General features: G+C 47.5%; 2 protein-coding genes and 1 pseudogene. 2 read left to right on the forward strand and 1 reads right to left on the reverse strand.

The genetic code is table 11. The features are described from left to right. Positions 1-175 precede the first annotated feature (175 nt). Positions 176-886 carry an AAA family ATPase gene (locus BUB59_RS14825; RefSeq protein WP_143160437.1) on the forward strand — a complete coding sequence of 237 codons (711 nt, stop codon included), beginning with the start codon at positions 176-178 and terminating at the stop codon, positions 884-886. After that, on the forward strand, positions 879-1,907 hold the full coding sequence (locus tag BUB59_RS14830) for a hypothetical protein (RefSeq protein ID WP_143160438.1): 1,029 nt from the start codon (positions 879-881) through the stop codon (positions 1,905-1,907). The genes BUB59_RS14825 and BUB59_RS14830 overlap by 8 nt, the downstream gene beginning before the upstream one ends. 89 nt (positions 1,908-1,996) lie before the next feature. Here the strand turns inward: BUB59_RS14830 and BUB59_RS15435 are convergent. After that, positions 1,997-2,308 (reverse strand): annotated as a pseudogene (locus BUB59_RS15435) (hypothetical protein); the annotation flags it as partial.

Below are 2,308 nucleotides of genomic sequence, written 5' to 3' on the forward strand. Positions count from 1 at the left end.
TCAAGAACCCTACGGGTTCTCTGAGACGTTGCGTTGATGCTTTCCTTGCTGCTTGCCGGTTTAGATGTGTTGTTTTTCATTTTTCGATTCCTTTTCACGTTGAATTTAGCTTTTGTTTTTCACTTAAGGAATCAAATTTTTCTGTCTTAAATTTTTAAACCGCTATACTATCAACGTGGTCAAGGTTTTGCGTGAAAAACGTAGTGCCGATATCTTGCGCCCCATGGTCATGGAAAAGATGGATAAGTTCATTGCCATGGAAAAGCATTGTAATGAGTACGATATCCACTGCTACTCCGAAAAGCGCCGAGAAAAAATTCGCAAGCATTTTAATAACATGCAACACGAAGTGACTGTGGATCTTCATGCTTTGCCGGTGGATTGCGATGAAGCTTCCCTTGAAGTGTACAATCTATTACTGGATGCCCATATTGAGGAATTGTCTGTCTATGATGATTTCTTGAATAGACTGGATACATATAAACAGTTTGTCAGTTCCATTTTGAATGGGGTAATGATCATTCCATCTATTCATGGAGTCCGTGCGGAATCTATTGTGGAAGAACGTTACTACTTTTTCCCCATTGCCAAGAATATTGACTTGAAGCGTCTTTCTTCTGGTGAACGCCATATGGTTGTACTTGCGGGCTTGCTGCTGTTCTACAAGTCCGATTTCTGCCATAGGTGTGATGAATCTCTGGTCCTTATGGATGAACCGGAAATTTCCTTGCATCCGGCTTGGCAGGAGGCCTTGGCTTATTTCTGCTGGAAAGTTAAATCACAGTACAACAAAGACTTTGTCTTTGCCACTCATTCGCCTGTATTCGTGAATGGTTATAGTGATCGGATGATTGACCTTCGTGATGCGGAGGTGAAGGGTGACTGATGCTAAGCCTATAAATACAGGGCGCCTGGAAGATTACGGGGCTAAGTCCGCGCCGATTTTGCGGAGCATGCTCCGCGAGACCTTCGTGTATGTGGAGGGCCCTTCGGACTTTCGTTTTTATAAGGGGCTTATGGATGGCAGCCCCGCATTGCATTTTGTGGACGGCAGATGGAATGCTGCTAAAAAGAAAAAAACGGGCGGCTGTGATTTTGTGCTGAAGGCCTGGAGTGAGTATTGCGACGGCGGACAAACGCAGGAATCCTGTAGCTGTAAAGAGGATATTCAGGATTGCATATTCTGTATTGATCGAGACTTTAGGGAGCAGCTGGATATTCCTCCCGAAGATGACTATACGGGCACTCTGTATTACCAGCTTTGCACAGGCAAGTATGGCGAGGGCTATAACGACCTGGAGTGCGTCCTGGTGGACTTGCCCTTGTATGAGATGATCCTGAATAACAAGTATCGGGTGCCTATTGAAGTGGCCCAGGAGATGCTGGACCATGCCATTGATGTGGCCGCTGTCCTCGGGTGTTATCGTATGGGGAACCGCGTCGCCAAGGGTGAATCGGAGTACAACATCTTCTGGCAGGATAATCAGCGGGATTACGTGGACACGGAAGGTCATGGCTCCCGCAAGGAAATCGGGGTGTTTTATTTATTCCAGAGTGGCGCCGCCGATGTAAAGGATGGCCTGGTGGAACTGGATGAAAGTATTCTTCAGAGAACGCTGAATTACATGGGTGGTAACAAGAACGATATCGAGCTTGCTCTGGATGAATCGCAAAAGTTCAAGAGGGCAATGCTGGCGGGCGACAAGTTGGATTATTGCCGCGGCCATGACATTACTTACCTGCTCTGCATGGAACTTCGGGACAGACTGCAGGATCTTTCCTTGACCGTGAAGATGGTGGAGGACGCCCTGGCGGAACTCATATGCCAGCGAGCCGTTGCCCAGAAATGCCGCCAACTCCTCGCCGAATACGAATTCGTCAAGAAACTAGAAGAAATCGTGAATTAGGGACGCCTGTCATTGGAATAACAAGAAAGCCCCGCTCAACTAAATGTTGGAGCGGGGCTTTTAAACTCTAGCTTTGCGTGCCTGCGGGGTTAGTTCTTGGACATTTCCTTCTGGAGTTCAAGAACATCTGCCTGGCTGAGGGTTGTTATTTCAACGATGTCCTCAATAGACATGTTTTTGGCCAGCATCCTGCGGGCTGTAGCCTTATTGGCTTCGGTCACCCCTTCTACACGGGCGTCGTTGATTCTGGTTAGAATTTCAGCTTTTGTAACCATGTCTCTAGCAATCTCCGTGATAAGGTTCCTTGATGCGTTCTTGACCTGTAAACGAGAGTAGGCGTCTGCGATAGCCTTGTCGGTTGTCTTGGGGGCAGATGTCGCGCTGGCTGAAGTGGCGATGAG

This window comes from Fibrobacter sp. UWEL, from assembly GCF_900142535.1.
GTDB lineage: Bacteria > Fibrobacterota > Fibrobacteria > Fibrobacterales > Fibrobacteraceae > Fibrobacter.